This window comes from Mesorhizobium sp. M8A.F.Ca.ET.218.01.1.1, assembly GCF_004791165.1.
Taxonomy (GTDB): Bacteria; Pseudomonadota; Alphaproteobacteria; order Rhizobiales; family Rhizobiaceae; genus Mesorhizobium.
The window spans coordinates 1-302 of record NZ_SRUZ01000169.1 but is presented as its reverse complement, the minus strand read 5'-3'; the positions used below and the strand labels follow the sequence as shown (position 1 = coordinate 302).

Genomic DNA, 302 nt, shown 5'->3' with positions numbered 1-302 from the left:
GACCACGCCGCCTTCGCCGCCGGTCAGCGCCGTGCCGCCAACGACCACGGCGGTAACCGCGGCAAACAGCCTGCCGTCGCCGATGACGGCATGCGACTGGCCAAGCTGGGCGGCTGCGAGCACACCGGCAATGCCGAAGAAAAAGCCGGCCAGCGCGAACGCCGCGATGCGCACGCGCGTAACATTGACGCCGGAGAGCTTGGTCACGTCCTCGTCCCCGCCGATCGCCAGTATGTGGCGGCCGAGCCTGGTGTGATACTGGATGATGGCGGCGAGCGCGAAAGCGCCGACCGCGACCCAGA

The 302-nt window shown here is 69.2% G+C and carries 1 pseudogene; it reads right to left on the bottom strand.

The features are described 5' to 3' along the window. Nucleotides 1-302: pseudogene (locus EN861_RS34870) on the bottom strand (ABC transporter permease); the annotation flags it as partial.